Genomic DNA, 23200 nt, shown 5'->3' with positions numbered 1-23200 from the left:
AACGCGACTTTGAGTCTGATAAGGGTTAACAGTGACCGATACTCCCGAGTCCACCCCACACGAGCCGGAGACCCCGGAGACACCGGCCGCGGTCGTCCAGCACGACCGCATCGAGCCGGTCGGCCTCGAGGTCGAGATGCAGCGCTCGTACCTCGACTACGCGATGAGCGTCATCGTGGGGCGGGCCCTGCCGGACGTCCGGGACGGGCTCAAGCCGGTCCACCGCAAGATCCTCTACGCCATGTTCGACTCCGGCTACCGGCCGGACCGCGGCTACGTGAAGTGCTCCCGGGTCGTCGGCGACGTGATGGGTCAGTTCCACCCGCACGGCGACTCGGCCATCTACGACGCGCTGGTCCGGATGGCGCAGCCCTGGTCGCTGCGCTACCCGCTGGTCGACGGCAACGGCAACTTCGGCTCGCCGGGTAATGATCCGGCTGCCGCGATGCGCTACACCGAGTGCAAGCTCGACCCGCTGGCCATGGAGATGCTGCGGGACATCGACGAGGACACCGTCGACCTGCAGGACAACTACGACGGCCGGGCCAAGGAGCCCACCATCCTGCCGTCCCGGATTCCCAACCTGCTGATCAACGGCTCCGAGGGCATCGCGGTCGGCATGGCCACCAAGATCCCGCCGCACAACCTGCGGGAGATCGGCGCGGCCGTGCAGTGGTGTCTGGAGAACCCGGAGGCCGACGAGGCCACCACCCTCGAGGCGCTGCTGGAGATCGTCAAGGGTCCGGACTTCCCGACCCACGGTCTGATCGTCGGCCAGGCCGGTATTCAGGACGCGTACCGGACCGGGCGTGGCTCGATCCGGATGCGGGCCGTGGTCGAGGTCGAGGAGGACAAGCGGGGCCGCCCGGCGCTGGTGGTCAGCGAGCTGCCGTACCAGGTCAACCCGGACAACCTCGCCGAGCGGATCGCCGAGCTGATCAAGGAGGGCAAGCTCGCCGGCATCGCCGACATCCGGGACGAGTCGTCCGGGCGTACCGGCATGCGGATCGTGCTCGTGCTCAAGCGCGACGCGGTCGCCAAGGTGGTGCTGAACAACCTCTACAAGCACACCCAGCTCCAGGAGACGTTCGGCGCCAACATGCTGGCGCTGGTCGACGGGGTGCCGCGCACGCTCAACCTGGCCCAGTTCATCCGCTACTACGTCGAGCACCAGATCGAGGTCATCCGCCGGCGGACCGCGTTCCGGCTGCGCAAGGCGGAGGAGCGGGCGCACATCCTGCGCGGTCTGTCCAAGGCCCTCGACGCGCTCGACGAGGTAATCGCCCTGATCCGGCGTTCGCCCACCGTCGAGGACGCCCGGCAGGGCCTGATCCGACTGCTGGAGATCGACGAGGTCCAGGCGACCGCGATCCTCGACATGCAGCTGCGCCGGCTGGCCGCTCTCGAACGGCAGCGGATCCTCGACGACCTGGCCAAGCTCGAGCTGGAGATCGCCGACCTCAAGGACATCCTCGCCAAGCCGGAGCGGCAGCGGAGGATCGTCTCCGAGGAGCTGGGCGAGATCGTCGCGAAGTGGGGCGACGACCGGCGTACGCAGATCGTGCCGTTCGACGGCGAGGTCTCGATGGAGGACCTGATCGCCCGCGAGGACGTCGTGGTCACCATCACCCGTACCGGGTACGCCAAGCGCACCAAGGTTGACCTCTACCGGTCGCAGCGACGGGGCGGAAAGGGCGTCAGCGGGGCCACCCTCCGTCAGGACGACATTGTCAGCCATTTCTTCGTATGCTCTACGCACGACTGGATCCTGTTCTTCACCAACAAGGGTCGGGTCTACCGGGCCAAGGCGTACGAGCTTCCGGAAGCCAGTAGGGTGGCCAAGGGCCAGCACGTGGCCAACCTGCTCGCGTTCCAAGCGGATGAGCAGATCGCGCAGATCATCGAAATTCCGAACTACCAGGTGGCGCCCTACCTGGTACTGGCCACGAAGAACGGCCTGGTGAAGAAGACGCGGCTCGAGGAGTTCGACTCCAACCGTTCCGGCGGCATCATCGCGATCAACCTGCGCGATGAGGACGAGCTGGTCGGTGCTGCCCTCAGCGGTCCGGAAGATGATCTTCTGCTGGTCTCCAAGAACGCCCAGGCCATCCGCTTCAACGCCACGGACGAGACGCTGCGCCCGATGGGCCGGGCCACCTCCGGCGTCATCGGCATGCGGTTCAGCGAGGACGACGTCCTGCTCGCCATGGAGGTCATCCGCACCGAGGGCATGGAAGCGATGGACGTGCTGGTCGCGACGAACGGGGGATACGCGAAACGTACCCCGATCGAGGAATACCCGGTGCAGGGCCGGGGAGGTAAGGGCGTGCTGACCGCGAAGATCACTGAGCGACGTGGTGGTCTGGTCGGCGCGGTGGTGATCAGCCCGGAGGACGAGCTGTTCGCGATCACCAGCAACGGTGGTGTCATCCGGACTCCGGTGAAGCCTGTACGCCGTACGCGTGACCGGAACACAATGGGGGTCAAGCTGATGGACCTCCCGGACGGCGTGACTATCGTGGCGATTGCTCGCAATGCCGACGAGCCTGACGAACAGGACTAGTTGATGACGGAGACACAGGCGAAGTCGGGGAACAAGGGGACCTCGGCCAACCCGGTCGACGAGGAGGCCGCAAAGGGCGGTACACCAGCGACCGGCCGCGCGGCCGTGGGCCGGGCCACGGTCCCCGCCGACGCGCCTGCCCCGAAGTTCACCCGGGCACCCGGCATGACCCCGCCGCCGGACAAGCCCGCGGAGGACTCGGAGACGAGCGAGCAGGCTGACCAGACCATGGTCGACGCCCCGACCTCCACCGACGGCGCCGCCCGAGCGGCCGCCGCGCCGCCGCCCGCCGCGACCCAGCCGATCAAGCCGACGGGTACGACCCGGCCGTCGAGCGGCACGACCGGCCTCCAGCCGCGCGTCGGTGCAGGTCCCGGCGCGGCTGCCAAGCCCGGTTCGGACGGTGCCCGTGCCGGCGCGCCGGGCCGGGCCGTCAACGGCGGTGGCCTGCCCCCGGGCGTCGGCGGCGCGTCGGCCGTCGGTGGGGCGTCGGCCGTCGGTGGGGCGTCGGCCGTCGGAGCCGCCCGGGTGGGTGAGGCGGTACGCGCCGCGCGTACCTCGGTCAGCTCGGCCGCCTCGCGCGGGCCGCGTCGGGCCCGGCTGAACCTCAAGCGGATCGACCCGTGGTCCGTGATGAAGTTCGCGTTCGCGGTCTCGGTGGTGCTCTTCATCGTGGTGGTCGTCGCCACCTCGGTGCTCTACCTGGCCTTGGACGCGATGGGCGTGTTCAAGGAGGTCAACGCGAGCCTGACCGACCTGGTCAACGCCAGCAACAGCTCGGGCGGCGGCTTCCAGATCACCGCCAAGGGCGTGATCATGAGCTCCGCGCTGATTGGCCTGGTCAACGTGGTGCTCTTCACCGCGCTCGCCACCCTCGGCGCCTTCGTCTACAACGTCTGCGCCGACCTGGTCGGCGGGGTCGAGCTGACCCTCGCCGAGCGGGACTGACCCGACGACGACGCCGGGGCATCGCGTAAAGCGGTCGCCCCGGCGTCGCGTATCCGGGTAGGTTCTTCCCAGGCGCGGGTGAGGGCCGCCACGGACCCCCGATTTGGGTGCGGAGGCGGCGATGGGTTAACCTTGGCCGTCGCTACGCGGGGCTATAGCTCAGTCGGTTAGAGCGCAGAGCTGATAACTCTGAGGTCGCTGGTTCGATTCCAGCTAGCCCCACCGCACGTCGTCCGACGGTAGTCGAGCGTGAGGGGTTGCCCCATGTTCAAGAAGCTCCTGATCCTGGCCGGCATCGTCGGCGTGGCCGCCGTCGTGGCCAGGAAGGTGAAGGCCGCGAACGACGAGCGTGCCCTGTGGCACGAGGCGACGACCGCGCCTGACCTGCGCTGAGCGGTCGCTCCGGCTGCCAGCACACCGGGCGGGTCCGCCCGACTCGGGGCCCTAGCTCAACTGGCAGAGCACTGCCTTTGCAAGGCAGGGGTTAGGGGTTCAAGTCCCCTGGGCTCCACTTCTCATCCTCCTCACCAGCGGTTTCGCTGTTTGCTTGACCGGCTAGTACAACGTCAGTACAGATCAGGCTTGATCTTGGGACGAGAGCGCCGACCGTAGGACGCTCCCGACGATCCCGCGAGGCCGGCCCCGCTTCGGCCACCAGTGCACGTACGTCTCCGACGTGATGCGCAGCGTCTTGTGCCGGAGCATCCGTTGCACCTCCCGCGGCTCAGCGGGATTCGGCAGACGGGATGACAGTCAAGCCGCTAGCTAGCCGCCCGCTTTGACGGACATCCGAGATCAGGGGCGTGCCCTCCAGAGAGGTCGGCGGCGCAGCCCGAGTGGGCTGGGCAAAGCTCTGCACCTCGTGCCTTGGACTAGCGGCGGTCCTGATCAGGGTCAGGGATGCGGGCAAAGGTGCCGCAGGGCGTCCGCGAACTCGGTCGGAAGACCGTCGGTGGCAGAGCGAGCGGGCTCCGCCACCGACGGTGGCTGTCAAGGGTCAGGCTGCGGACCGGCGGCGACGCGCAATCAGGACGAGGCCCGCTCCCAGCGCCAGTAGCACGGCGCCGACCGCGGCGAACATGCCCACCGGCGCGCCGGTGACCGCAAGGCCGCCGGAATGGGGCGAGGCGGACGGTTGCCCGGCCGGCGAGGACGGCTGCGGTGCCGACACGCTGGGCGTCGCGCAGGCCTTGGCGGAATCGCGGACGATGAACGCCGCCGCCGGGCTGTCGCCGCCGGACGTGTCCCACATCTGCTCCCACAGAAGCATGACGACACCGTCACGCGGGATGGTCACGTCCTTGACCAGCTTCTCCCCGGCGGCCACGTCGACCTTCACCGCCTCGAAGCCAATCGTCTGCTCCCTCGGGTAGCTGATGACGAGCTTGCTCGCCTTCTGCGTGTTGACGGTCTCGATGTGGATGCCCTCGCAGGTCTGGCTCACCGTGGCCGGCGGCGTCTGGCCGCACTTCGGGTGCTCGCGATAGCGGTAGCGGTCCCACTCCACGAGTTCAAGCTGCCCCGACAGGCTCTTGCGCATCAGGCTAACCCGATCACCGGGATTCAGGCCGGAGTGCACCTGGTAACGCGACTGGCGTGGTTCGAGAGCGAAGAGCCCGGTCGGCTTCCCGTTCTGGGCGAACGCCAGGCCTCCCACCGTGGTCGTAGTGCCGTTCATGACCCCGAACACCGCATTGCCCGAACAGTCCAGCTGCAAGAACACCTCCGGGTTGCTCCACCCGCAGGCGCCGTTGTCGTCGAACTCGTACGTGACCGGTGCGGCGAGCACGCTGCTGGTGGCGACGATCGTGTGCCCGTACTCGGACTGCCAGCGGTGCTCCCGGGTGCTGTTGGCGGCGACGGTGAACGACAGCGAGTCCAGCGTTTCGTTCAGCCGCCAGGTCTTCCGGGCGAGCTGGTAGTCCACGGCCTCGTTGGTGTGGTTGGTGACCGTGATGGTCGCGCTCTTGCAGTAATCGTCGGCGAAGGCGAACTCGATCGGGGCGGGTTCGGCGGCCACAGCCGGCTGGGCGGCCAAGGTCGCCGCAGCGCAGGCCACGAGCAGGCCGATACCGCCCCGCACTACGCGGCCGAGGACTCGTAGGTGCATATTGGATCTCCAGGTAGGGGTGAGCGAGGAGCATCGTACGGAGGCGGCTCCGACGCGGGACCATGAGCCTTGAGCAGGGACGATCGCGATGGTCACGGCGTGCTCTGCGACGCGTCGGCCTGACGGACCGTTTCGGCGTTCTCCGACAGGCCGTCACCGTAATCGGCGGTGTTGCCCTCATCTCGATCGGTGCCTGGGGTTGTCCTACGCCGTAGGCCCAATAAGAGCAGCCGATCCTGAAGAGCGAAGCCGGGGAGGACTTTGTTGACGTTCGCACCTCAAGCCTCAAGCCGAGGTACACCTTCTAGTCTTTCGCCAACGACATCAACTTCTAGATGGCGTTCCCTGACGCGGTGTGCCAGCCGGAGGGTGAGGACCCATCGCGGCTATTCCGCGACGCGCAGTACCAGGGATCCTGTCCCGCTGGTTCGCGTCGCATTGATCGTCCAGCAACCAGCGGTGGGAAAGACCCAGCCGGTGCCCCACTCGTCGCCCGGCCGTTCCCAGTTGCTGCGGCCATGCGGCTCGGGACCCCAGACGGGCTTGACCACGTTTCCGTCGGGGCCTGTGGCGCTGATTGCGAAGTCGCCGCTGCCGGTCATGCGCCAGGCCACCTTGAGCTCCTTGCCGGCCGCCAGCACAGGCTCCGTGGGAAACGGCAACGCCCACAGCGTTGCGCCGTCACCGGTGCCCTGAAGGTCCGGGGGTGTGCCGGGCCCGGCCAACTGGGCGGTCGGCGGACAAGTCGAGGCGGTCGGTGCAGGCGGCTCAGCCACCTGGCGTTGTCCAGAGGCGGACGCGGGGGGCGAGGGCTCGGATGGGGTCTCGGGTGTGGAGTCGCATCCGGTCATCACGACCAAAGAGATCAGACCCGAGCACCAGATTCGGATGGGAGGGAAACCCGAAGCCATGGGCAACTGTAGCGCGGATCTGCGGAGAGCGTGGTTCCCATATGCCTGCCGAACCCGCAACTGGGCAGCAGAAAAGGGCGGCCCCTCACGGCGATCCGCCCCTTCCCTGTGCAGGCCTCGTTGCCCGCTCCTACACCAACGACGTAGTCGAGCGGAAGGCACCACAAAGGACGATTTAGTTCGTAATTTTGTGCGACGCTTTCCGTCCTTTCAAGAACACTTCGTTGCATACCGCAAGAGAGTGATCTTGGCTGGACGGCCAAACCCCTCACCGTCGTCACCCGCAGTGGGATTCGCTGGGGGCAAGCCCCTCGCGAGCATCATGCCTCTCGGGCATATTCATGACTCTCAGGCATATCGCTTACAAGGCATACCGTCGCCCGAGTCCGGTGCTGACGCGATCTCTCAGAACCGCGGCGCGACTGCACCGACCCGTCGTACCGACCGTACGCCGGCAGGCTAGCGTCGAGACGTGAGTTCCGGATCCCCGCGCGTCCTGCCGGCGGTCAGCGGCATCGCCGAGGCGGCCGCCGTCCTGCGTACCGGCGGGCTGGTCGCCTTCCCCACCGAGACGGTCTACGGGCTGGGCGCGAACGCGCTCGACGCCCGGGCGGCGGCCCGAATCTTCGAGGCGAAGGCCCGACCCAGCTTCGACCCGTTGATCACCCACTTGGCCGACGCCGCCGACCTGCCTCACCTGGTCGGCACGGTGCCATCCGCGGTCGCCGCCCTGGTCGAGCGCTTCTGGCCCGGCCCGCTCACGCTGATCGTGGACCGGCCGGCGGTGATCCCGCCGATCGTCACCTCAGGACTGGACACCATGGCGGTCCGGGTGCCGGACGAGCCGTCCGCCCGGGCGCTGATCGCCGCGGCCGGGGTGCCGGTGGCCGCCCCCAGCGCCAACCGGTTCGGGCAGCTCAGCCCGACCAGGGCCGAGCACGTGGTGGCCGGGCTGGGCGGCGCGGTGGACGTGGTGCTCGACGGCGGCCCGACCCGGTGCGGCATCGAGTCGACCATCGTGGACGCCCGGGGCGAGCGGCCGGTGGTGCTCCGGCTGGGCGCGCTGCCGGTGGAGGCGCTGATCGAGGCGGTCGGGCCGGTTGACGTACGACCGGGCAGTTCCGGCCAGCCGGTGGCGCCCGGGACCCTCGCCGCGCACTACGCCCCGCGTACGCCGTTGCGGGTGGGGTCGGCGACCGGCGACGGTGGCCGGTGCGGATTCCTGGCCTTCCGGGAGCCGCCGGTGGCCGGTGCCTGGGCGGCCGTGGAGGTGCTGTCGCCCGAGGGTGACCTGACCGCGGCGGCCGCGCGGCTGTTCGACGCCCTGCACAGGCTCGACGCGGCCGGGGTGACCGAGATCGTCGCCGAGCCGGTCCCGGACGTCGGGGTGGGGCGGGCGATCAACGACCGGTTGCGGCGGGCCGCCGCCACCTGGCACTGACCGCTCAGCGCTGCGGGAGGCGGTCGACGAGTCGGGTGAGCGCGCCGTTGGCGAAGGTCGCGCCGAGCGCGGAGCCGGCGGCGATCGTCCAGCCCACCGGGCCGAGCGGCGTGCAGCCGAAGAACTGGCTGAGCCCCGGCGTCTGCACCACCCCGACCAGTACGCCGATCGAGGCGGCGGTGGAGGCGAGCACGGTGGGGCTGGTGCCGCCGGCCAGCACGGTCTGGCCGAGCTGGGTGCCGACCAGCGAGGCGAGCGCGACCGTCCCGGCCCGGCGGTCCCTACCGGTCCACCGGGCCACCGTCCAGCCGGCGGTGGCGCCCAGCGTGGTGGCGCCCGCCCGCAGCGCGATCTCTCGGGTCATTGTCCCGCCGAGGGTGTTCGGGCCCTCCCGCAGCAGGTGGTCGGCCCGGTCGGAGGCGGGCGGGCGGACCGCGATGGCCAGCGCCGGCGCCAGGTCGGTGAGCAGGTTGACCAGGAGCAGCTGCCGTCCGGTCAGCGCGGACCGGCCGGTGGCGGCGGCGGTCAGCACGCTGAACGCGATCTCGCCGAGGTTGCCGCCGACCAGGATGCTCAGCGCGTGGCGGACCGACGACCACATCGCCCGTCCCTCGACCAGGGTGGCGATGATCGTCTCCAGCCGGTCGTCGGTGACCACCAGGTCGGCGGCGGCGCGGGCCGCCGGGGTGCCGCGCTGACCGAGCGCGATACCCACGTCGGCCAGCCGGATCGCCGGGGCGTCGTTGGCGCCGTCGCCGGTCATCGCCACCGTACGGCCGAGCCGTTGCAGCGCCTGGATGATGCGGACCTTGTGGGCCGGGGTGCAGCGGGCCACCACGTCGGTCGCCATGAGCCGTTCGGCCAGCGCCTCGTCGTCGAGCAGGTCCAGGTCGGTCGCGGTGGCCACCCGCTGCTCCCCGTGGTCGGGACTGATGGTCGCGGCGATCGCCTCGGCGGTGGCCGGGTGGTCTCCGGTGATCATGATGGTGTGCACACCGGCCTGCCGGATGCGGCGCACGGCGGGTCGGGCGCTCTCCCGTACCCCGTCGGCGAGGGCCAGGAAGCCGATGAAGACCAGGCCGTTGACCTGGTCGTCGGTCACCGTCTCCTCGGGTACGCGGCGCTCGGCGACGGCGAGGATCCGGTGCCCGGCCCGGGCCCGCTCGGCCAGCATCGCGTGCAGGGCGTTCCGGCCCGCCTCGTCGAGCGGCTCATCGCGCCGGCACCGAAGGGTCGTGCAGCGGGGCAGCACCGACTCGGGTGCGCCCTTCACGCTGAGCAGCAGTCCGTCGGCGGTCCGCCCGACGGTGGCGTGGTAGCCGCGTGACGGTTCGAACGGCAGCCCGCCCACCGCCACCCAGTCGGCGGCACCGATCTGCTCCGTCACCTCGGCGTTTCCCGCACCTCGGCGTACCGCCCGGTCGGTCTGCTGGGGCAGTTCCTCGGGGTCGGCCGCCATCGGGGTGGCGCGCAGCGCCGCGGCCAGGGTCAGCCGCAGTGTCTCGTCCAGCCGGTCCGGCGGGGCATAGTGGTCGTCGCCGTCGCCCACCCCGGCCAGCAGCAGCTTGCCCTCGGTGAGGGTGCCGGTCTTGTCGAAGCAGAGTACGTCCACCCGGCCCAGCGCCTCGATGGTGCGCGGGTTGCGGACCAGCGCGCCGTGCTCGGCTAGGCGCCGCGCCGCCGCCAGCTGTGCGGCGCTGACCAGGAACGGTAGCCCCTCCGGCACCGAGGCGACGGCCAGGTTCGCGGCGGTTGCCGCCGTCTCCGCCAGGGGTACGCCCCGGAGCAGGCCCGCCCCGGCCACCGCGATCGCCGAGCCGGCCGCCAGCGGTACGGCGGAGCTGGTCAGCTTCCCGAGCCGCGCCTCCACACCGCTGGCCGGCGGGGCCTGCCGGGCCATGGCGAGGCTCCGTCCCGCCTCGGTCTCCTCGCCGGTCGCCACCACGACGGCGGTGCCGTGACCGGCGGCGACGGTGGTGCCCTCGTACACCATGGAGTGTCGTTCGGCGACGGCCGCCGCCACCACCGGTTCGGGGCTCTTGCGCACCGGCAGGGACTCGCCGGTCAGCGACGACTCGTCGGCCTCCAGCCCGTCGGCGGTGAGCACCCGGCAGTCCGCCGGGATCGCGTCGCCGGGGCCCACCGTGATGACGTCCCCCCGGACCAGATCCTCGGCGGGCACCACCTGTTCGGCGCCGTCCCGGAGGACCCGGGCGGTCACCGCCGAGCGGGACAGCAGCTCGGCCAGGGACCGTTCGGTGTTGCGCTGGTGCACCGCGCCGACCAGGGCCGAGCCGCCGACCACCCCGCCGACCAGGGCCGCGTCGACCAGCGAGCCGAACGTGGCGGAGAGCACCGCCCCGGCGGCGAGCACCGGGGTGAGCGGGTTTGCCAGCTCGTCCGCGAACACGCGCAGCAGCCCGGCCGGGCCGCCGCCGTCGCCGGTCGCGGCCCGGCAGCGGCGTTGCGCCTCCTCGCTGGTCAACCCGGCCGGGTCGGTGTCGAGCTGGTCCAGCACGGTTTCCACCGGCATCAGGTGCCAGGCGGTCAGCGCGGGCACCGGCGAGCGGGTCCGGTCCGGCAGCCGGCGGGCCCGCCACACGCCGTGCGCGAAGGCGATCGCACCGGCGCCGTTCACCGCGGCGAGGGTCCGACCGGGCAACTGCTCGGGGGCGGCGGTGAACGCGTTCAACGCCCCCAGGCCGCTGCCGGCCATCGCGATCCGGATGTTCTGCCGGGTCATCCGGCGGGCCACGCCGGTGGCATCGATCAGCTGGGCGGGAATCCGCAGGTCGTCGCCGACCAGCAGATGCGCGCCCCAGGGTGGAAGGTCGTCCGGGGCGGCCACGCCGAGCCCGCAGTCGGCGGCGCCGAGCGCGGCGCGGTCACCGGATACGACCATGACGACCGCACCGTCGCGTTGCAGGGCGCGTACCGACTCGGCGAGGCGGGGGCCGCCGGGCAGCACGAGGTCGGCGAAGCCGTACCGCTCGTCGTCGTCGCTTGCGATCACGAGCCGCAGGCCGGCCTGGCGGGTGGCGGTGGGCAGGAGGTCCACGCCGGGCGCCGGCTCCGGCTCGACCCGCAGCAGGGCGGCCAGGGCGTCGCCGGCCGCGAGGCCGAGCAGCGGGCTTCCGCTCTCCCGGAGGCGGCGGCTGTCCGGGGTGTCCCCGGGATTGGTGGCGTCGACTCGGTCCAGCGGCCCGAGCCGCCAGCCGTCCGCCTCGTGCAGCGCGTTGGGGGTGGCCGGGTCGAAGAGGGCGAAGGCCTGGGCGGCGACCTGTGCGGTGTCCGCCCCGGGCAGGGGCGCCAGGTCGGCCAGCACGCCCCGGTCGGAGCCGAGGATGGCGCTGTCCAGCACCACCGTGTCGATCCGGTCCAGTTGCCGCAGCACGCTGCGGTCCATTGCAATGACACCGCGCCGGGCCAGCATCCGGCCGAGCTGTGCGGCGTAACCCTCTCGCCCGTTCCCCGGCGCCTTCGGCAGCGAGGAGATGGCCAGCGCCGCAGACCGTTTGCCCCCGGCCACCGGCAGCGCGCCGGCACCGGCCGCCGCCCCGGCGGCGAGTACCCGGGTCACGTACCGCTCCGCCGGGCCGTCCGGCACCGGGCACGGGCGTTGCCCCTTCGGTACGCGGGCCACCGCGCGGTCCGGGTCCCCGGTCAGCCGCGGCTCCGCCTTGGTCCAAGCGGAGAGTTGGGCGCGGGCTTCGCCCCACTGCACCACCCGCTGCGCGCCGTCCAGCACTATCCCGGCCCAGCCGCCGGTCAGGCCCTGCACGACCGCCTCGGCGAGTGGGAAGAACAGATCGGCGCGCGGGTCCGCGCGAATCCCCCGGTCGGCCAGCGCGTGCAGCTTCGGATGCAGGTCGATCGCCGCGAGGAAGCCGGACACCTCACCGGGGACCGGAGTGAACGGCAGGACCCGGGTGGCCGCCGAGATGGTCAGGCCGAGCGCGTCCGAGGCCAGCGCGCCCAGCGTCCGGGGTGTGCGCGGGCCCTCCTCGGGCGGGTGCGGCGGCGGGATCTCCGAATCCGGCTCGTACGGGCACACCCGCTCGACCCGCGCGATGGTGGCGATCAGCTCGCGCATCCTCGGGGTGGGCTCCTCGACCGCCACGACCACCCGGCCGGAGGGCGCGTTGACCCGGGCCCAGGCCACCCCGGGCATCTGTTCCAGCGCCTCCTCGACCTGCCGGGCCAGCCGGTCCCCGCCGTTCTGGCAGACCCCGTGCACTTCGATGTGGTGCCGGCCGTCCTTCGACCAGACCCGCCGCCGGGTCAGCCCGACGAGCCGGGCCAGCCGGGTCGCCGCCGTACCGACGCTCTCCGCGGCCTCGGTGACGCTGTGCGGCACGGCGCCCTTCACGGCGTCGCCGAGGCCCGCCCGGGAAGCGCCGGGCACCCCGGTGACGGCGGCACGGGCGACCCGTGCGACGGCGAACGGCACGGCCACCGGCGCCAGCAGGAGGCCGGCGTACCGGCCCAACGAGGTCATCGAGGTGTACGGCCGAGCCGCCGGCCCCGCTCCCCGGTGCTCCAGTCGCCGCACCCGCCGTATGCCATCTCGCCTCCCGTGTCCGTCTCGGCCGGCGACTTCCCGGCGTCGCGTCCGTTATGCCCTTCGAGCGGGGGAAGTTTCCGCGCTACCCGTGGCATGGACGGGGTCGGCGGTGGAATGCCGCCTCGGAGGGATGTCACCAAAAACCTGGGGAGGGCGGGATGAGCACGCTGACGCGGCAACTTAACGGTGCGCACGAGATGATCAGCACGTACAGCCGGCGGGTGGAGATTCCGGTGTTGGGCGAGGTGGCGGTGCCCCCGCCGGACAAGCTGGCCTACTACGCGGGGTTGGGCCTGCTCGCCGCGTTCCAGGTGATCGAGTGGCCGCTGGCCCTGGTGATCACCGCCGGTCACCTGCTGGGCGACCAGCACCTCTCCGGCGTGGTTCGGGGCCTGGGCGAGGCGCTGCAGTCGGCCTGACGAGACCAGGCTCACCGTTGACCTGAATCCGGGTTGAGGTCCCAAGCTTGAGCCCATGCCGACCGCACGTACGCCGGACCGCCGGTGACCGCCACCGCCGCGCCTGCGGCTTCACCAGCGAAGCTGTACTCGCCGCGCCTGCGCGCGATGACCGTGGGCAGCGTCGCCCTGGTCTCGTTGCTGGCGTTCGAGGCCCTCGCCGTGGGCACCGCGATGCCCACGGTCGCCCGCAGCCTGGACGGGTTGGCCCTGTACGCGCTCGCCTTCGGCGGTCCGTTCGCCGTCGGCGTGGTGGGCATGGTCGTCTCCGGCATCTGGTGCGACGCGCGGGGACCCCGCCCGCCGATGTGGCACGGGGTCGCCTGGTTCGTGGTGGGGCTGGTCGTCGCGGGTGCCGCCCCGACGATGGGCGTGCTGGTCGCCGGCCGCGTGGTGCAGGGCTTCGGGTCGGGTCTGCTCTCCGTCGCGCTGTACGTGATCGTCGGGAAGGCGTACCCCGAGGAGTTACGGCGGAAGGTCTTCGCCGCGTTCGCGGCGGCCTGGGTCGTACCGTCGCTGGTCGGTCCGGCGCTGGCCGGCCTGATCGTCGAGCACCTGGGCTGGCGCTGGGTGTTCCTGGCGGTGCCGGTGGTCGCGGTGCCGGCGGTGCTGTTGATTCAGCCCGGGCTGCGGGCGCTGGGTGCGGCGGTGCCGACCCGACCGCCGGCCGGCGCGCTGGCCCGGATCGGCTGGGCCTGCGGGGCGGGGGCGAGCGCCGCAGTGCTGCACCACGGGGGGCAGCAGCGTGGCGTGTTCGCCGCCGCGCTGGTGGCGGTGGCGTTGGCCGGGCTGCTGGCCTGCGCCCCGCGCCTGCTGCCGGCCGGTTTCCTGCGGGCCGGGCGGGGGCTGCCCACGGTGGTCGGCCTGCGCGGCCTCGCCTCGGCGGCGTTCGCCGGGGCGGAGGTGGTGATCCCGCTGATGCTCTCCCGGGAACGCGGCCTCTCGCCGACCGCGGCCGGCCTGGTGTTGACCGTCGGCGCGCTCGCCTGGTCGGCGGGCTCGTGGATCCAGGGCCGGCTGGCCTCGCCGCGTTCCGCCGCCACCCTGCCCCGGGCCGGGCTGATCTGCATCACCGCGGGCACGGCCGGCGTGGCGCTGGCCGTGCTGCAGGACGTGCCGGTGGCCCTGGTGGTCCTCGCGTGGGCCGTGGCCGGCCTCGGCATGGGATTGCTCTATCCGTCGCTGTCGGTGCTCACCCTGGCCCTCTCCGCGCCGGACGAGCAGGGCCGCAACAGTTCGGCGCTGCAGCTGGGCGACTCGCTCGCCGCCGCCACCGTGCTGGCGCTGACCGGCGCCGTGTTGGCGGCGGGATCGGCTCCCGGTCCGGCGAGCTACGCGGTGACCCTGGCCGTGGCGGCCGGCTGCGGGCTGGTCGGCGTGCTGCTCGCCGGCCGGGTGGTGGTGCGCCCGGCAGGTTCATCCGCTCGATGAGAGACACGTACGGGGGACCCGACCGAAGATGAAAGCTTCGGCGGCTCGCATTCGCTTTACCGTGACCGCATGCTGGTTTTCGTCACCACGGTGATCCTCTACGTGTTCGGTTTCGTCTTCCTCTACGGCGTGATCCGGATCGGCGTCCGGCACGGCCTCGAGGATGTCGAGGCGCACCGCGCCCAGGTGGCCCGCGAGGAGCAGCTCGCGGCCTACCAGGACAGGACCTTCGCCCGCGAGAACGCCTTCCTCACCGGCAGCTGACCTCCGGCCGGGGCGACCGGTGGGTGGTCGGCCGGAGGGTCGGTGGGCGGAATCCGTTGCCGGGTGCGAGGATCGCACCCGTGATGGGGACGCTGAAGACCGAACCTGCCCGCACCCGGCTGGACCTGCTGGCCCCGCCGGTCGCCGCCGCGATGCAGCGGTGGCCCGGCGGGGCGCCTGTCGACGTTGACGACGTGCTGGTCGCCCCGATCGACGCCGAGCTGGCCGACACGGCCGCGTTCTGCGCCGCGTACGAGGTGGGGCTGGACGAGTCGGCGAACTGCGTGGTGGTGGCCGGCAAGCGGGGCGGCGAGACCCGGTACGCGGCCTGCGTCGTGCTCGCCACCACCCGGGCCGACGTCAACGGAGTGGTTCGCCGAATGCTGGACGTGCGCAAGGCGAGCTTCGCGCCGATGACCGACGCGGTCGAGCTGACCGGGATGGAGTACGGCGGGATCACTCCGATCGGGCTGCCGGCGGAGTGGTCGATCCTGGTCGACTCGCGGGTGGTCGCCACCCCGCACGTGATCATCGGGTCCGGCGTACGGCACAGCAAGATCGCGCTGCCCGGGTCGGCGCTCGGCGCGCTGCCCGGGGCGACGGTGGTGGAGGACCTGGCCAAGCCCGCCTAGGCAGCCAGCATCATCGATCTTGTTTCACGTGGAACCGTAGTCACTCGGTCGATTCGCGCTGCTCGACCTCGCGGAGAGCGGCGAGCAGGGTTTCCGGCTCCTGGGCGCCGGTGACGGCGTACTTCCCGGCCAGCACGAAGGTCGGCACGCTGGAAACGCCGAGCTGGTGCGCCGTGGCCAGGTCGGCGGCCACCTCGCGCCGGCCGAGGTTCGACTCCAGGTAGTCCCGGGTCTCGGCCTCGTCCAGGCCGACCTCGGCGGCCAGCTTGACCAGCGCGTCCGTCGAGCCGACGTCCACACCGTCGTGGAAGTGCGCCCGATAGAGGGCCTCGACCAGTTCGGCGGCCCGGCCCCGCTCGGCGGCGTACCGGACCAGCCGGTGCGCCTCGAAGGTGTTGGCCTGCACCGCGCGGTCGAAACGCAGGTCGAGCCCCACGCCGGCGGCGACCTGGGTCACATGCGCGAACATCCCCTCGGCCCGCTCCCGGCCGCCGAACTTGGCGGCCATCGCCTCGACCAGCGGCTTCGGCTCGGTCACCGGCGTCGGGTCGAGCTGGAAGGGCCGGAACCGGACGGTCACGTCACCGTCGTACGACTCCAGCGCCTGCTCCAGCCGGCGCTTGCCGATCCAACACCAGGGACACACGACGTCGGCGTAGATCTCGATCTCCATGATCGGAGACAACCCGTCGATCAGGAGATCTGTTCCCGGACCTGGCGCTTGAGCCGGGCCAGGATCGCGTTGCCGCCGCGTACCCGCAATGGGCTGATCGCCTGGGCCAGCCCCATTCGCTGGTAGAGGTCGTCCGGGACGGTCAGTACCTCCTCGGCGCTCGCCCCCGCCAGCCCTTCGGCGAGGATGCCGGCGAAGGCGCGCGTGGTCGGCGCCTCCGGCGGACAGTCGAAGACCGTACGCACCGTCCGGTCCGGCTCGACCTCGGCGCGCAGGAAGAAGGCGGTCTGGCACTCGGGGACCTGTTCCAGCGCCGCCCGGTCCAGCTCCGCCGGCAGGGGCGGCACGACGTCGGCGTACTCGAGGAGCATCTCCAGCACCACGTCGCGGGGCGCGGCGGCGAACTCGTCGACGATCTCGGCCAGCTTGCTCGGCATCTCGGGCATCCCCTGAGGCTATCCGCTTTGTTCAGATGGCCAGGTCGCCGAGGGAGACGATGCCGACTAGCTTGCGCTCGCCGTCGCAGACCAGCACCCGCCGGATGTTGCGCGTACGCATCAGGGCGGCCGCCTCGCTCGCAGTGGCGTGCTGCTCGATCATCACCACCTCCCGAGTGATGATCGAGCCGATCGTGGTGGCCGCCGGGTCGGCCCGCTCGGCGACCGCCCGGACGACAATGTCGCGGTCGGTCAGCATGCCGGCGAGCGTCGCCCCGTCGGTGACCACCACGTCGCCGATGTCGGACTCCCGCATCACCCTGGCCGCCTCGTCCAGGGTGGTCTCTGCCGACAGGTAGACGACCTGCTTGGTCATCACGTCGCTGACCCGGTGCATGCGCCCTCCGAAACACGTCGATCGATCCGACAGCGGTACCCCGTGGCGCGTCCGCTACACCCCGGCGCGGTGCGCCCCGCGTACCTGATCGAGCAGGCGCTCGACCAGTTCGTCCACCGGCAGCTCGACCCGCTCGCCGGAGGCCCGGTCGCGCAGCTCGACGTACCCCTCGGCGAGACGGCGGCCGACCACGACGGCGCGCGGGATGCCGACCAGCTCGGCATCGGTGAACTTCACCCCGGCCGACACGTGGGTGCGATCGTCGACCAGCACCCGCAGGCCGGCGGCGGAGAGGTGCCCGCCGAGCTCCAGCGCCGCGTCGAGCTGCGGCCCCTTCCCGGCCGCCACCAGGTGTACGTCGCACGGCGCGACCGCCGCCGGCCAGACCAGCCCCCGGTCGTCGTGGTGCTGCTCGGCGACGGCGGCCACCGCCCGGGAGACCCCGATGCCGTAGCAGCCCATGGTGGGCCGGACCGGCTTGCCCTCCGGGCCGAGCACGTCGACCGTGAACGCGTCGGTGAAGCGGCGGCCGAGCTGGAAGATGTGCCCGACTTCAACGCCCCGCCGCATGGCCAGCTCGCCGGTCTCGCAGGCCGGGCAGGGGTCGCCGGGACGCACCTCGGCGGCCTCGATCGTGCCGTCCGGGACGAAGTCCCGCCCGGAGACCACGTCGACCGCGTGCCGGCCCGGCTCATTCGCCCCGGTCAGCCAGGCGGTGCCGGGGACCACGCGTGGGTCGACCAGGTAGCGGATGCCGTGCTTGGCGAGGATCTGCGGCCCGATGTAGCCGCGGACCAGCTCGGGATTGTCCGCCCAGTCCTCGAAGACCGCCACGGTGGCCGGGTGCAGCGCGGCCTCGACCCGCTTGAGGTCCACCTCGCGGTCGCCCGGCAGGCCGATCACCAGCAGCTCGCCGGTCTCCGCGCCCGGCCGGCGTACGGTCAGCACCACGTTCTTCAAGGTGTCGGCGGCGGTCCAGCCGGTCCGACCGCCGAGGGCGCGGGCGTTCGCCAGCTCGACAAGCGAGGCGATGGTCCGCGTCTCCGGGGTGTCGTGCACCTCCGTCACCGGGTGCGCGTCGGGGTCACCGGCGGCCGGGGCGCGGGTCACCACCGCCTCGGTGTTGGCCGCGTAGTCGCAGGCGGTGCAGCCGACGAAGGTGTCCTCGCCGACCGGGGTCGTGGCCAGGAACTCCTCCGACGCGGAGCCGCCCATCGCTCCGGACATCGCGTGCACCACCGTGAAGTCCAGCCCGAGCCGGTTGAAGATGTTCTCGTAGGCCGTCCGGTGCCGTTCATAGGCTTGTTGGAGCCCCGCCTCGTCCAGGTCGAACGAGTACGCGTCCTTCATCAGGAACTCGCGCCCGCGCAGCAGGCCGGCCCGGGGCCGGGCCTCGTCCCGGAACTTCGTCTGGATCTGGAACAGCGTCACCGGAAAGTCCCGGTACGAGGTGAAGAGGTCCTTCACCAGCAGCGCGGCCATCTCCTCGTGGGTCGGAGCGAGCAGGTGCTCGGCGCCCTTCCGGTCGGCCAGGGTGAAGATGTCGTCGCCGTACTCCGTCCACCGCCCGCTGGTCCGGTAGGGGTCGGCCGGCAGTAGCGCCGGGAAGTGCACCTCCTGGTCGCCGATCGCCGCCATCTCCGACCGGACAATCTCGGTGACCCGGTCCAGCACCAGCTTGCCGAGCGGCAGCCAGGTGTAGCCGCCCGGGGCGGCGCGGCGGATGTAGCCGGCGCGGAGCAGGAGCCGGTGGCTCGGCACCTCGGCGTCGGCCGGGTCCTCGCGCAGGGTCCGGAGCAGCAGGGTCGACATGCGCAGCAGCATTGCCGCAGCGTACGGCGGGCGCGGCCGGGCCGCGATCCTTTTCGGGTCACGCATCCTGGCCGACGCGGAAGCGCCGCGAGTTCGGGCGCGTATGGCTGTAGACACCATCGAGATAGGTGCTGAATACGGCCGTCTGCTTGGCGTGCATCGCGCGCCACCGTTGCAGATCTCGCGGCGCGACCGGCTGATCCAACAGCTTCGCCAGGTGTGCGCTGAGCACCTGGTCATCGTCGGTCGGCTCGAACCTGACAACCCGGTCGGACACCTCGAACTTGCGCAACAGGTCAAGCCGGAAAGCCTGGTACCAAAACGAGTTGACGCCGAAACGGTAGGACTCGGGCATCTCCCGGCCGGCGGATTGCGGCCCGTGGTACCAGGACAGGTAGACGGCGTCGTCGCACATCGCGTAGCGGTAGACCGCCGTGTCACCGTGGTACAGCAGCTCAACGGGGCAGATCTGACGGCAGTCGAAGAGCGAGGTGATGTTGACGATGAGCTCCTCGCGTAGCTCCTTCTCCAGGACACTCGGGGGCTTGCCCTGCGAGTTCGGCCAATGCGCGCGATCCGCTGCCCGCCGGGCGACGGCCCTCCGGTTACTGGGGTCGAGCATGACAACCTTGATCTGCTGGGGATAGTGCCGCAACTTCATCAAGCGGGCGGCAACGAAGCGGGCGCTGGGTCCCTGGAAGGCAAAGGTGCTGCTGCGTTCCAGGCTCGCCGTGAGGTCTTGGTTGTAGGCGTCCCCGAAATTAGCCCCCGGGTCGAGGGCCGGATACGTCGCCGACGGCAGGAACGCCTGGTTGTGGCTGGCAAGCGTGGCGGTGAGCCGGCGTTCGAGGCCGTCCAGACCTTCCTCAAAACTGTCTTCGATGCCCCGGTCCTGGATCCGATTACTGAGCACCGCGAAGATCACGGCGAAGATGACCGCCGCAATCAGATCCAGGCCGATCGAGGAAAACACCGAATTCCGGTGCAACTGACCATCCTGGTACGTGAGCAGCACGCCAACCAGGAGCACGGTGAGACACGCTAGACCGAAGGCGTACCACAGCAGGGAGCGGCGAAGCTTGCGCGGATCCGGGGGCATGCAATCATCCGTCCAATGAGATGACTCAGCGTGTGGGGCCCTCGATAGGCATTTCGCACCGCAAGATCCCCACATGGCGAGGATCCCACGCGATCGCACATCGTGCCATGGTTGACGTTCCCGTGCAGTACCTCGGCCGGGGCGTTCCAGCGACAACGAGTGCATTCGAAGAGTGGATCAAGCTGTCTATATAGTCGCGCCGTGCGCGATCGAGGGTTCGGTAACGACGAGCTGATGACCCCGCGGCTGTCACTACGCCGCCCAACACCGGCCGATATCGACCTGATCCACGCCATCCACAGCGACCCGCGCGCCTGCGCGCACAACCCCGCCGACATGCTTGGCACCCGCGCCGACGCGGAAGATCTCTACCGCCGGTGGGACGAACACTGGCAGCGTTACGGCTTCGGGTACTGGGTCATCTATTCCGGCGGCAGCGGCGTGGGCTTCTGCGGCATCAAGTTGATGCGGCTGACGAACCGCGATGTCCTCAACCTCTTCTACCGCCTCGACTCGGAGGCGTGGGGCAAGGGCATAGCCACCGAGGCGGCCAGCGCGGTTGTCGATTCGGCGGCCGATCAACTGCCGGGCTACCCGGTCATCGCTCGAGTCCGTCCGGCGAACGTCGCCTCCCAGCGAGTCGCCGTGCGGGCCGGCCTGCACCGCGCGGAGCACCTCGACACGCAGGGAGAAGACGGCCTCGACTGGATTTACACCACCCACTGGCCCTGACCCGCGCGCGTCGTAGGCCAGCGCTTCGAATGGCATTGATGGGGATGGCTTTATGATCTAGAGTGATCATGTCGTTGCATCTGGTGATACGGGGGCTCGAATGTTCGTTAGATCTGCCTGGGGTGTGCGCATTTGTCGTGCTCGGCGCGGCTTCGTCGCGTTGACCGCGTCGCTGGTGCTGCTGGCCGCCGGGTCGGTGCTGATGGCGTCGCCTGTGTCGGCGGCCGCCGCGCAGCTGGCCGAGCAGAAGGTCTCGCGCCAACCGGCGATTACTTTCCCGAACGGGGATAGCGCCGCCGAGGGCGGCCAGATTGCCATCAGATTCGCCGTGAACGGCGGCACAAAGGTGACCGCCTATCGGTATAGCGTCGACAACACCAGCCTGGGCAGCGAGGTCGCGGCAGGGCCCGGTGGTACGGCCGATGTGACGATCGACGTCGGCAACGTGAGCGGTGGGCATCCGGTGTACGCAGTGGCGGTCGACCGCCAAGGCCGCCTCAGCCCCATGACGCAGGGCACCTTCACGGTGTCGGTCATCTGGAACCTTACGGGCCAGGCACTCGACATGATCACCTGGCTACCGGTGGTGGGGGCGACGATCCGGCTGGAGCCGGCCGGGATCGAGGTTGTCACCGGCCCCGACGGGCGCTTCCAGTTCGCCGTCGACCCCGGTCTCTACACGCTCACCGGCACCTACGCCGGCCCGCCCAGCCTCTCGGGCAGCCAGCAGTTGGAGCTTGACAGTCAGGGGCTGTGGTTCGATCTGTACCTGTTCCCAGACTCCGGGAGGCGATGACCCCGCACCCGTTGCGATGATGGCCCCGACCCTCTGCGTCGGGGCCATCTTGGTCCGTTGGGTCAGTGTCGCTTGGTGTAGTCGACGAAGGCGCGCCAGGTCTGGGGGGCGAAGGTGAGCACCGGGCCGTCGGGGTCCTTGCTGTCGCGTACGCCGACGACGCCGGCCAGGTTGTCGGCCACCTCGACGCACTCGCCATTGCCGCTGCGGGTGGACTTGCGCCAGACAGCCCCGGTCAGCTCCATGACGTCATCACTTCCTTCATCAGCTCGATCGACTGCCGACGAGGCAGCGCCTCGCTGCGGACGCTTTCCCATCTCGCGACCAGACTAGCCACGTCCTCGTCCTTGTCGATCGACGTGCCGCCGAGCTGGTTCTCCAAGTGGCCGACCCATTCGCCGCCTTCGCTCCGGGCGAGGGTGAACGGACCGGCGAGCCCAACATGCGTGCTGATCTCCGCCGGAACGACGTGCACGCTGATGTGTGAACGCTCGGCGCACTCGAGCAGGTGGGCGATTTGCTGGGCCATGATCCCTCGGAAGCTTTCGTCGGCACGACGGAGCACCGTCTCCTCGATCACCGTCACGAGCTTGGGCGGCTGCGGTCGACCGAGCACGGCCTGCCGATCCATGCGGACCGCCACCCGCCTCTCCACCTCGTCGTCGCTCAGCATGTCGTCGGCCCGGATCACCGTGCGGGCGTAGTTCTCGATCTGGAGCAGGCCGGGGATGAGCGTGGGGTGATAACACCAGAGCAACTGGGCATCCCGTTCGGCGTCCAGCCAGGGGCGGAGCCAGCTCGGCTGGCCTTCGCGCTCGGCCATCTTGAGCAGGGTTATCAACAGCTCACCGCTGTCCAGCACCTCGTCGGCCCGCTTCAGGAAGAGCCGGTCGAACGGCCGCTGCCCCAGCTCGATGGAGGAGATGTGGGATCCCGAGAAGTGCACGAGCTTCCCGAATTCCTCCTGGCTCAGCCCGGCTTTCATTCGCAGCCGCCGCAGTTGTGCCCGGATCAGCTCGGCGCTCGGTCCACTCTCCACGATGCCTCCTCGATTCTTCCGGCCTGTTCCTCAGCGCCGCCGTCCATTCGCAACAGTCAGCTCGACCGCGCCCCGGCGGGCTTTGATGCCTTCCGAGCGTAGTGCTGTCATCAGCAGACTGTCACGTAGCGGGCTTCCCGTCCGGCCCGCCCTGGGGCCGCCCCCGATTCCCCCGATGCCGGGGGCGGCCCCGACCCGTACACCGTCGAGGAGGTCCTGATGCGCAACGCGCTGCGCTTGTTCCGCTGCCGCACCGCCGTGCCGGCGCCACCGCTGCCCCGCCGAGTCAAGGGCGAGAACCTGCCCGGCTGGATGCGCGAACCCACCCGGGCCATCCCGACCATGCGGCCGGGCTGCCCTGGCCGGCTGACCCCGGGCCAGGAGTGGCGGGCCAACGGCGGTCGCTGGTGACCGGCCACGAACGGCCGGCCGCCGGGCTGCCGATACCGCGCCTCGGGCCGTACCCCGACCGGCCGCGCCCCTACCCGCCCGGCTACCCACCGCATGTGCCGCTTCGACCGCTGTGGCTGTGCCGGGCCTGCGGGAAACCCTGGCCGTGCGCCGAGGCCCGCCTGCTGCTCAAGGTCGAGTACGACGACAACCCCGTCGACCTGGCCATCTACCTGTCCGGGCTTTACCACGAGGCCACCCACGACCTGTTCCGCCTCAACCCGCACGACGGCCCCACCCCACGCGACCTGTTCGAACGCTTCGTCGCCTGGGGGCCGTACCGCAGGGGCCTGGTCGAGCCACCGCGATCGCCGGGTTTGTAGAGGGCCGATGTGACCGATCTGCTGTCCCAACCAGTCATCACAGGTAGCAGTCCACCAGACCACGGGAGCGAATCTTGGACCAGAACCTGCGGCCACTCTTCGATCGCGCACTGGCTGACG

Annotated in this window: 22 protein-coding genes and 2 tRNA genes; 14 read left to right on the top strand and 10 right to left on the bottom strand. The window is 70.8% G+C overall.

Features of this window, described 5'->3' with window-relative positions:
* Window positions 1–31 precede the first annotated feature (31 nt).
* The 5 genes from gyrA to AB0C02_RS03435 all read left to right on the top strand — a co-directional run bounded on the left by gyrA (window position 32) and on the right by AB0C02_RS03435 (window position 4022).
* Window positions 32–2563 carry a DNA gyrase subunit A gene (gene gyrA / locus AB0C02_RS03455; RefSeq protein WP_357540628.1) on the top strand — a complete coding sequence of 844 codons (2532 nt, stop codon included), beginning with the start codon at window positions 32–34 and terminating at the stop codon, window positions 2561–2563.
* Window positions 2564–2566: 3 nt separating this feature from the next.
* Window positions 2567–3511, top strand: a complete 945-nt coding sequence (locus AB0C02_RS03450; protein ID WP_357540626.1) for a DUF3566 domain-containing protein — start codon at window positions 2567–2569, stop codon at window positions 3509–3511.
* A 148-nt stretch (window positions 3512–3659) separates the two neighbouring features.
* Window positions 3660–3733 (top strand) — tRNA-Ile (locus AB0C02_RS03445).
* A 42-nt stretch (window positions 3734–3775) separates the two neighbouring features.
* On the top strand, window positions 3776–3904 hold the full coding sequence (locus AB0C02_RS03440; protein ID WP_357540624.1) for a DLW-39 family protein: 129 nt from the start codon (window positions 3776–3778) through the stop codon (window positions 3902–3904).
* A gap of 45 nt (window positions 3905–3949) precedes the next feature.
* Window positions 3950–4022, top strand: a tRNA-Ala gene (locus AB0C02_RS03435).
* Between the two features lie 486 nt (window positions 4023–4508).
* Here the strand turns inward: AB0C02_RS03435 and AB0C02_RS03430 are convergent.
* Together AB0C02_RS03430 and AB0C02_RS03425 are read right to left on the bottom strand one after the other, a co-directional pair.
* Window positions 4509–5621, bottom strand: a complete 1113-nt coding sequence (locus AB0C02_RS03430) for a hypothetical protein (protein WP_357540622.1) — start codon at window positions 5619–5621, stop codon at window positions 4509–4511.
* 386 nt (window positions 5622–6007) lie between these two features.
* The gene (locus tag AB0C02_RS03425; protein WP_357540620.1) at window positions 6008–6397 is read right to left on the bottom strand and encodes a hypothetical protein; all 390 of its coding nucleotides are present in this window, start codon (window positions 6395–6397) and stop codon (window positions 6008–6010) included.
* A gap of 631 nt (window positions 6398–7028) precedes the next feature.
* Here AB0C02_RS03425 and AB0C02_RS03420 point away from each other — a divergent pair.
* Window positions 7029–7973 (top strand): L-threonylcarbamoyladenylate synthase, encoded by a 945-nt coding sequence (locus AB0C02_RS03420; RefSeq protein WP_357541021.1) that lies wholly within the window; start codon window positions 7029–7031, stop codon window positions 7971–7973.
* 4 nt (window positions 7974–7977) lie between these two features.
* On the opposite strand, the gene AB0C02_RS03415 is transcribed toward AB0C02_RS03420, so the two are convergent.
* On the bottom strand, window positions 7978–12471 hold the full coding sequence (locus AB0C02_RS03415) for a cation-translocating P-type ATPase (RefSeq protein ID WP_357541018.1): 4494 nt from the start codon (window positions 12469–12471) through the stop codon (window positions 7978–7980).
* Window positions 12472–12695: 224 nt separating this feature from the next.
* Here AB0C02_RS03415 and AB0C02_RS03410 point away from each other — a divergent pair, with 224 nt between their 5' ends.
* The 4 genes from AB0C02_RS03410 to AB0C02_RS03395 all read left to right on the top strand — a co-directional run bounded on the left by AB0C02_RS03410 (window position 12696) and on the right by AB0C02_RS03395 (window position 15322).
* Window positions 12696–12956: a hypothetical protein gene (locus AB0C02_RS03410; RefSeq protein WP_357540618.1), complete on the top strand. Its 261-nt coding sequence runs from the start codon at window positions 12696–12698 to the stop codon at window positions 12954–12956.
* 84 nt (window positions 12957–13040) lie between these two features.
* Window positions 13041–14426, top strand: coding sequence for an MFS transporter (locus AB0C02_RS03405; protein WP_357540616.1), 1386 nt, complete (start codon window positions 13041–13043; stop codon window positions 14424–14426).
* Between the two features lie 69 nt (window positions 14427–14495).
* Window positions 14496–14690, top strand: coding sequence for a hypothetical protein (locus tag AB0C02_RS03400; RefSeq protein WP_357540614.1), 195 nt, complete (start codon window positions 14496–14498; stop codon window positions 14688–14690).
* An 83-nt stretch (window positions 14691–14773) separates the two neighbouring features.
* Window positions 14774–15322: a YbaK/EbsC family protein gene (locus AB0C02_RS03395; RefSeq protein WP_357540612.1), complete on the top strand. Its 549-nt coding sequence runs from the start codon at window positions 14774–14776 to the stop codon at window positions 15320–15322.
* A 40-nt stretch (window positions 15323–15362) separates the two neighbouring features.
* Here the strand turns inward: AB0C02_RS03395 and AB0C02_RS03390 are convergent, their stop codons facing one another.
* The 5 genes from AB0C02_RS03390 to AB0C02_RS03370 are packed head-to-tail and all read right to left on the bottom strand — an operon-like array spanning window position 15363 to window position 19671.
* On the bottom strand, window positions 15363–15995 hold the full coding sequence (locus tag AB0C02_RS03390; protein ID WP_357540610.1) for a DsbA family oxidoreductase: 633 nt from the start codon (window positions 15993–15995) through the stop codon (window positions 15363–15365).
* A gap of 20 nt (window positions 15996–16015) precedes the next feature.
* Window positions 16016–16441 (bottom strand): SufE family protein, encoded by a 426-nt coding sequence (locus AB0C02_RS03385; protein WP_357540608.1) that lies wholly within the window; start codon window positions 16439–16441, stop codon window positions 16016–16018.
* A 22-nt stretch (window positions 16442–16463) separates the two neighbouring features.
* Window positions 16464–16829 carry a CBS domain-containing protein gene (locus AB0C02_RS03380; RefSeq protein WP_357540606.1) on the bottom strand — a complete coding sequence of 122 codons (366 nt, stop codon included), beginning with the start codon at window positions 16827–16829 and terminating at the stop codon, window positions 16464–16466.
* 54 nt (window positions 16830–16883) lie between these two features.
* Window positions 16884–18653, bottom strand: coding sequence for a proline--tRNA ligase (locus tag AB0C02_RS03375; protein ID WP_357540604.1), 1770 nt, complete (start codon window positions 18651–18653; stop codon window positions 16884–16886).
* A gap of 46 nt (window positions 18654–18699) precedes the next feature.
* The gene (locus AB0C02_RS03370; RefSeq protein ID WP_357540602.1) at window positions 18700–19671 is read right to left on the bottom strand and encodes a hypothetical protein; all 972 of its coding nucleotides are present in this window, start codon (window positions 19669–19671) and stop codon (window positions 18700–18702) included.
* 270 nt (window positions 19672–19941) lie between these two features.
* On the opposite strand from AB0C02_RS03370, the gene AB0C02_RS03365 reads away from it, so the two are divergent.
* Both AB0C02_RS03365 and AB0C02_RS03360 read left to right on the top strand, forming a co-directional pair.
* On the top strand, window positions 19942–20472 hold the full coding sequence (locus AB0C02_RS03365) for a GNAT family N-acetyltransferase (RefSeq protein ID WP_357540600.1): 531 nt from the start codon (window positions 19942–19944) through the stop codon (window positions 20470–20472).
* A 160-nt stretch (window positions 20473–20632) separates the two neighbouring features.
* Window positions 20633–21268, top strand: a complete 636-nt coding sequence (locus AB0C02_RS03360) for a hypothetical protein (protein ID WP_357540598.1) — start codon at window positions 20633–20635, stop codon at window positions 21266–21268.
* 62 nt (window positions 21269–21330) lie between these two features.
* Here AB0C02_RS03360 and AB0C02_RS03355 read toward each other — a convergent pair whose 3' ends face one another.
* Together AB0C02_RS03355 and AB0C02_RS03350 are read right to left on the bottom strand one after the other, a co-directional pair.
* The gene (locus AB0C02_RS03355; RefSeq protein WP_357540596.1) at window positions 21331–21513 is read right to left on the bottom strand and encodes a DUF397 domain-containing protein; all 183 of its coding nucleotides are present in this window, start codon (window positions 21511–21513) and stop codon (window positions 21331–21333) included.
* Entirely contained in the window at window positions 21504–22307 is an 804-nt protein-coding gene (locus tag AB0C02_RS03350) for a helix-turn-helix transcriptional regulator (RefSeq protein WP_357540594.1), read from the bottom strand. The genes AB0C02_RS03355 and AB0C02_RS03350 overlap by 10 nt, the downstream gene beginning before the upstream one ends.
* 219 nt (window positions 22308–22526) lie before the next feature.
* Here AB0C02_RS03350 and AB0C02_RS03345 point away from each other — a divergent pair, with 219 nt between their 5' ends.
* Both AB0C02_RS03345 and AB0C02_RS03340 read left to right on the top strand, forming a co-directional pair.
* Window positions 22527–22718 (top strand): hypothetical protein, encoded by a 192-nt coding sequence (locus AB0C02_RS03345; RefSeq protein ID WP_357540592.1) that lies wholly within the window; start codon window positions 22527–22529, stop codon window positions 22716–22718.
* Entirely contained in the window at window positions 22715–23080 is a 366-nt protein-coding gene (locus AB0C02_RS03340) for a hypothetical protein (RefSeq protein WP_357540590.1), read from the top strand. Before AB0C02_RS03345 ends, AB0C02_RS03340 begins: the two co-directional genes overlap by 4 nt.
* The last annotated feature ends 120 nt before the right edge of the window (window positions 23081–23200 follow it).

Source organism: Micromonospora sp. NPDC048999 (assembly GCF_040649295.1).
Taxonomy (GTDB): domain Bacteria; phylum Actinomycetota; class Actinomycetes; order Mycobacteriales; family Micromonosporaceae; genus Micromonospora.
The sequence above is the reverse complement of the archived record's forward strand: the minus strand, read 5'-3'. Positions and strand labels throughout refer to the sequence as shown.

Bases quoted from the DNA above. Each gene is read 5' to 3' on its own strand.
- AB0C02_RS03390 (WP_357540610.1), bottom strand. From the start codon at position 15,995: ATGGAGATCGAGATCTACGCCGACGTCGTGTGTCCCTGGTGTTGGATC.
- AB0C02_RS03450 (WP_357540626.1), top strand. From the start codon at position 2,567: ATGACGGAGACACAGGCGAAGTCGGGGAACAAGGGGACCTCGGCCAAC.
- AB0C02_RS03415 (WP_357541018.1), bottom strand. From the start codon at position 12,471: ATGACCTCGTTGGGCCGGTACGCCGGCCTCCTGCTGGCGCCGGTGGCC.
- AB0C02_RS03395 (WP_357540612.1), top strand. From the start codon at position 14,774: ATGGGGACGCTGAAGACCGAACCTGCCCGCACCCGGCTGGACCTGCTG.
- AB0C02_RS03430 (WP_357540622.1), bottom strand. From the start codon at position 5,621: ATGCACCTACGAGTCCTCGGCCGCGTAGTGCGGGGCGGTATCGGCCTG.
- AB0C02_RS03345 (WP_357540592.1), top strand. From the start codon at position 22,527: ATGCGCAACGCGCTGCGCTTGTTCCGCTGCCGCACCGCCGTGCCGGCG.
- AB0C02_RS03375 (WP_357540604.1), bottom strand. From the start codon at position 18,653: ATGCTGCTGCGCATGTCGACCCTGCTGCTCCGGACCCTGCGCGAGGAC.
- AB0C02_RS03355 (WP_357540596.1), bottom strand. From the start codon at position 21,513: ATGGAGCTGACCGGGGCTGTCTGGCGCAAGTCCACCCGCAGCGGCAAT.
- AB0C02_RS03385 (WP_357540608.1), bottom strand. From the start codon at position 16,441: ATGCCCGAGATGCCGAGCAAGCTGGCCGAGATCGTCGACGAGTTCGCC.
- AB0C02_RS03400 (WP_357540614.1), top strand. From the start codon at position 14,496: ATGCTGGTTTTCGTCACCACGGTGATCCTCTACGTGTTCGGTTTCGTC.
- AB0C02_RS03380 (WP_357540606.1), bottom strand. From the start codon at position 16,829: ATGCACCGGGTCAGCGACGTGATGACCAAGCAGGTCGTCTACCTGTCG.
- AB0C02_RS03440 (WP_357540624.1), top strand. From the start codon at position 3,776: ATGTTCAAGAAGCTCCTGATCCTGGCCGGCATCGTCGGCGTGGCCGCC.
- AB0C02_RS03410 (WP_357540618.1), top strand. From the start codon at position 12,696: ATGAGCACGCTGACGCGGCAACTTAACGGTGCGCACGAGATGATCAGC.